Origin of the sequence: Apilactobacillus waqarii (assembly GCF_019061205.1) — a bacterium.
In the GTDB taxonomy this organism is placed as follows: domain Bacteria; phylum Bacillota; class Bacilli; order Lactobacillales; family Lactobacillaceae; genus Apilactobacillus; species Apilactobacillus waqarii.
On sequence record NZ_JAHQYH010000011.1, the window covers coordinates 1 to 6,136 of the forward strand.

Sequence of the window (6,136 nt, forward strand, 5' to 3'; positions counted from 1 at the left end):
CAGCATCACTTACACCCTTGGCAATGTTGTAACCCATCTTGTATGCAGGTGTTTGGTTTGCAGCAGGTGTGTCAGAACTACCTGCTTGACTAGCAGCAGTCGCACCGGCAGCAGCATCATCCTTAACAGCATTGTATGCTTTACCAGCGGCACTGTTGTCATCTGCTGGTTTGTTGGTAGTTGTACCATTCTTGTAATCAGCAAGTGCGTTGTTTACTACTGGAGTAGCAGCGGCAAGTGCCTTCTTGTATGCGTCTTGGTAAGCTAATGGCTTCTTAGCTAGATCAGCATCTGAAATAGGTGCTTTCTTACCAGCAGCAGCGTCATAAGCATCCTTGGTAGCGTTGTAACCATCAGTTTCAGCTTGTGATGGAGCTGGGGTAGTTGGTAGTGGTTGACCATTAGTTGCTAGATTTGCACCGGTTTGTGAATCGGTCTTGGCAGCTTGACCAGCTTTGTATGCAGCTGTTTGGTTTTCAGGAGCAGAATTGTTTGCACCGTTAAATCCATCAGTTACTTGGTCATATGCACCAGTGTATTCAGGATCAGTGTTGTTAGTACTCTTTTGATCACCATTTAGAGCGTCAGCTGTACCTTTAGCAATGTTGTAACCTTCTTTGTAAGCAGGTGTTTGGTTTGCAGCAGGTGTGTCAGAACTACCTGCTTGACTAGCAGCAGTCGCACCGGCAGCAGCATCATCCTTAACGGCCTTGTATGCTTTACCAGCGGCACTGTTGTCATCAGCTGGTTTATTAGTAGTTGAACCATTCTTGTAGTCATCAAGTGCGTTGTTTACTACTGGAGTAGCAGCATCTTTAGCAGCTTTGTATGCAGCTTGGTATGCTAGTGACTTTTTAGCTAGGTCAGCATCTGAAATAGGTGCCTTCTTACCAGTTGCAGCATCATAAGCATCATTAGTGGCGTTGTAACCATCTTGTTCAGCTTGTGATGGAACTGGGTTAGTTGGTAAACTTTGACCTTTAGTTGCCAAATCAGCACCGGCTTGTGAATCGGTCTTGGCAGCTTGACCAGCTTTGTATGCAGCTGTTTGGTTTTCAGGAGCAGTGTTGTTTGCACCGTTAAATCCATCAGTAGCTTGGTCATATGCACCAGTGTATTCAGGATCAGTGTTGTTAGGATTCTTTGAAGCACCGTTTAGGGCGTCAGCTGAACCCTTAGCAACGTTGTAACCCATCTTATATGCAGGTGTTTGGTTTGCATCAGGTGTTGCTGGACTATTTGGTTGACTAGCAGCAGTAGCACCGGCAGCAGCATCACTTTGAACCTTCTTGTAAGCCACAGCATCTACACCGTTACCTTGAGGCTTGTTAGCTGTTGTACCATTCTTGTAGTCAGCTTCTGCTTGAGCAACAGTGTTGTTTGCAGCAGTTTGAGCAGCCTGGTATGCGTCTTGGTATGGTAATGATTTTTGTGCTAATTGATCGTCTGTTAGTGGAGTTTGTTGACCACTTGCAGCAGCGTAAGCATCCTTAGTTGCTTGTAGACCATCTTTCTTAGCTTGTGAATCTTTATCAGTAGGTTGTGCGTTTGAATCGCTCATTGCTGCTTGTTTACCAGCTTGTTCATCAGTCTTGGCAGCTTGTCCGGCCTTGTATGCAGCAGAATTCTTTTCAGTATCTGAGACTGGATTGTTATTGAAACCATCTTTTGCATCATTGTAACCAGCAAGTGCTTGTGGATCTGATGGAGCAGCTTGACCACTCAATGCAGCTTGTTGACCACCAGCATATTTTGCTTGAATAGCATCATATTGTTGTTGGTATAGAGCTTGAGCTAATGGTGACATTTTGTTTAGAGGTGAATCAGATGGTGATTCCTTCTTACCACTTCTTACATCATTAACAATTTGGTTGTAAGCAGCTTGTCCAGCTTGGTAAGCTGATGGGTCCAAATTATTTGGATTGTTAGTTGTACCTTGAGCAGCTTCAACCATTGCTTTTTGAGCTTCTTTGTATTGTTGTTGAGCTTTATCGTAAACTTGTTGACCTGTTGGGTCAGTATCAGCAGGTCTATTGTTCTTGTTACCAGCAACTGCATCGTTAAGAGCTTGTTGTGCTGTGTTGTAACTAGCAGCATAGTTCTTCTTGTATGCAGAATCTTGACTACCAGTTGCTACTGTTGAAGCTGCAGTTGGACTTGCGTTTGCAATGTCGTTTGCGGCTTGTGAGTTTGCTAGGTAATCTTGGTAAGCTTGTTGTAGACCTTGCATGAAGGCACTTGGGTTAGTAGCTTGCTTGTATTGTGGTAATTGTTGAATCTTAGCTAAAAGATCAGGTGTAAGTGTAGTAGGAGCCGTGGTTGGGTCAGTAATTCCTAATTGTTGTAGCAATTGTGGAGTTGCAGCCTTGTAACCACTCATTACACTATTGTATGAATCAGTGTAATCACTGTTCTTTTGGAATCTCAATGGATCGGGTGTGTTTGTTCCATTTGTAGCATCAGCAATTGCAGCCGTGTATCCGTCAGTAATATCTTGGTTAGATCCATTCTTCAATTGAACAGTAGCATTTGAATCTTGAGTAAATGCACCGTTACTATTTACTGAGTAACCAACAATAGAAGTACTGTAAGTACCATCATTTTGTCTTGGACTAGTGACTTTGGAAGATTCAATTGGAATCGTGGTCATGTAAATACCATTAACTCCATATCTCATGTATACTCCCACAGTTTGAATTCCATTAGCTTGGGTTGAAGGAATTGTAAAATCAATTGGAATTTGATCAACATTTGATGATGATGTTGCAGAGTATACGTTGTTATCAACTACATGTCCGTTACTATCAGTAGCTGGATTTGAGTATTGAACAGTTCTACCATTTGAATCAGTGGTTAGGAATGTGTTCATACCTGAATCATTGTAGTTTGTTGTTGAGTTCTTATCGATACCGTATTGTAAGTAAACATTTTGCTTAGCGTAGTCAGAACCATCGTAACCCGCAACCTTAGCAATACCAGTAACATGTATATTTCCATTATCATCTGTAGTTGCTTTAATTGGTGTAGCAAAGTATACAGAAGGAATACTACTAATGTCTAATATTTGTCCACCAGTATATGGTGTGTTGTTTGTTGTCCTCAAGTATTGATCAGTTGAGGTGTATTGACTTGATGAGTTCATTTGGTAGTTGTAATAAATCGTACCATTAACCTTACCAGTGTAAGCGTTAATAGTTCCACCACTAACAAATGGGTTAGTGTTGGTTCCATTACTGTTTCTAGCTGAACCAGCATCTAGGATAACGTGACTATCACCAGAGTTGTTGACAATCAAGTTACCGTAAACTAGAGGAACACCAGTACCAGTACCATCAGAGATAGCTGAGATTAAGTTACCACGGTTAGCGACTTGAACAGTACCACCGGCTAGGTATACTAATCCACCACCAGAAGTTGGTCCGGATGGAGCACGAGAATCCCCAATGTGGGCAACCTTAACTTGAATGGTACCACCATTAGTTGCCAAAACATTAGAACCAGATTGTACGTATAGAAGTGCATTGGTTTGTCCGTACATCTTAGGTGATTGGTTTGATTCGATATTAATACGACCACCGTCAACACGAACTCCTCCATTACTACCTACGTAGATACCACCACCGGCACCATATTGTGGGTAAGTGTTTGAATAATCAGGAATAATGTTCAAGTTAGCGTTCTTGTTAACAGTCAAACTACCATTTTTAATGTCGACACCCATTGGACCTTGGTCGGAAGTGTCATCCCCACCAGTTGCGTTACCTCTAGGGATCAATGTCATACTGGAATCTTCACCTAAGGTAAGGTTACCACCACCAGAAATGAAAACAACATTTGAACCAACATTTGAACCAACTGAACCAAAGTAGTGAGCACCCTTGTTCAATACCATGTTAGCAATCGCTAAGTTATTTTGATCACCAGAACCATCAGTTTTTTGATTTTTTAAGAATGGAGAATCGTAATAGTTGTCACGTTGGAAGACGTTCACATTACCATCAACATAAACGTAGTTACCTGTAGCTGATAATATTTGGGCACCTATATAGTTAACATTTTTATAATAAATTGCACCTGAGTTTGTTAACGAGAAAGGACCCCAGTAATTAGTTCCATATAGTGTTTGGAAATTTTGAATATATAATTTAGTACTACTATTAGTTGTACTGGTGTTGAATTGCATATTGTATCCAGCTAAGTCAGCAATATGATTTTGACCATCAATTGTGAAGCTTTTACCATCAGTTGTACTAAAAGTAGGTCTATTTCCAGCACCACTGGAAATACTATTCATATTAATATCATTAACTAATTTTATAGTGAAACCATTTGCTTCTAGCGAAGAATTATTCAATGTATTATAAAATTGATTGGAATTTGACACGAATACGACGTTATTTTGTGATTGACTTACAACATCGTTGTATGCAGCAATGTAATTCTTATCAAATCCACTAGATATTGCAGACAATGATTTAATGTTGTTGTTGTTATCAAATTGAGCTGCAATAGCGGCCTTAGCTCCTAAGTAACCTTGATCATATGGATTAGTGGAACTAGTAGAAACGTTTGGATTATTTGTTAGATAGAAGTCTTGGGTTTGACCCTTAGCAGATCCATCACCAATAACCCCTGTCCACTTACCTTTTTCGGCATCTACCATCCCTTGCTTAGCAAGAGCAGCAGTAGTTGCGTACTTGTAAACGTCAGATAATGCACCATAGAATGCAGAATTATCAGCCTGAACATCTGATTGTGAAGCTACCTTAATGTTAGCTGTACCAGATGTTGCATTTTGACCATTAATCTTAACTGAGGTGTTTTTAGCATTATTGAACTTAAGACCTAAGTCATTTTCATAGCTAATTACTGAGTTATAAGCATCGTTAGGGTTATCAGCTCCACCCTTAGTTGCTTGGTAACTGTCATTGTATGAACCAGTGTAAGCAGCTGCTGCTGAAGCATTGTATGAAGCGCTTGAACCTTGGCCCCAAGTTGATTTGTTAATGTTTGGAGCAACTGAAGATGTTGAACCATTACCAGAGGTATAGGTTGTGTTAGCTGTGTTGTTGTAGTAGTTGTAATCTTGAGTACCTGTACCATTACCTTGAGTAGCATTTGAGTATGCATTAATAGCAGCTTGGGCACCAGCATAAGCGGCACTGTAGTAAGCACCTTGGTCAGTTGAGTATGAAGCCATGTTGTTACCATTGCTCATAACAACATCATTAATAGCAGCTGAAATTGCAGCTGAATATTTAGCTTCATATGATGATCCAGCTTGGTAGTTAGCATCTGAAGTGTTGGCATTGCTTGCTGTACTACTGTTCAATGCAGCATAAAAACCGCTACTTGCTTGGCTGTATGCGCTGTTGTATGTAGATTGGTTAACAGAACCTACGTTTGAAGCAGCTGTACTACCTTTAGCGTAATCACTAATACCTGCACTTACGGCACTTGATGATGCAGCTACACTGTCATCATGTGCTTTTTGTGAAGCGGATACACTAGCGGCAGTTGATGCAGCTGAGTATGCAGTATCGTAGGCGTCTTGATGATTTGCGTAAGAAGCCTTTGACTTATTAGCGGTAAAATCACTTGAACCAGCGTTAGAAGCAGCGATACTTGCTGAAATAGAAGCAGCACTGTAAGCAGAATTATAATCATCTTGGTAGGATGATAGTGATGCTTGGGATCTTCCAGCAGTTCCATCAGAACTACCTTGATCTTGAGCAGCTTCTTTTTGCTTTTCAGCTGCTGCACTGCTTTGTGCGTTTTGTGCGTCAGCATCTTGTTGTGATTGAGATTCACCGGAGTTTCCACTGGTAGTAGTGGCTGTTCCGTTTGAACCTCCTTGTTGTGTGGATTGTCCGTCAGTATCAGCGTGAGCAACTACTGAAGAAGTAGATGTCATGCCATAGGCGGATGCACCAAATAGAGCTAAGGTAGCAACGGATACAACGACCCATTGTTTCTTAACTTTTTTCATGACTTTTTTGTCATTTACTTTATTAAATTTATTCTTATTATATTGCAATATATCATCCCCTAAAATGCAATCTATATGAAAAATATTGTACCTGTCGTCCTAATTATAATACCACTCTTAATTAAATTTTAAAATGGTTTTAATTAT

At 40.5% G+C, this 6,136-nt stretch carries 1 protein-coding gene; it reads right to left on the reverse strand.

Annotation, left to right across the window (positions count from 1 at the left end):
- Positions 1-6,037, reverse strand: a 6,037-nt coding sequence (locus KTJ72_RS06310) for a beta strand repeat-containing protein (protein ID WP_217304402.1), incomplete at its 3' end; no start/stop codon positions are given.
- Positions 6,038-6,136 lie beyond the last annotated feature (99 nt).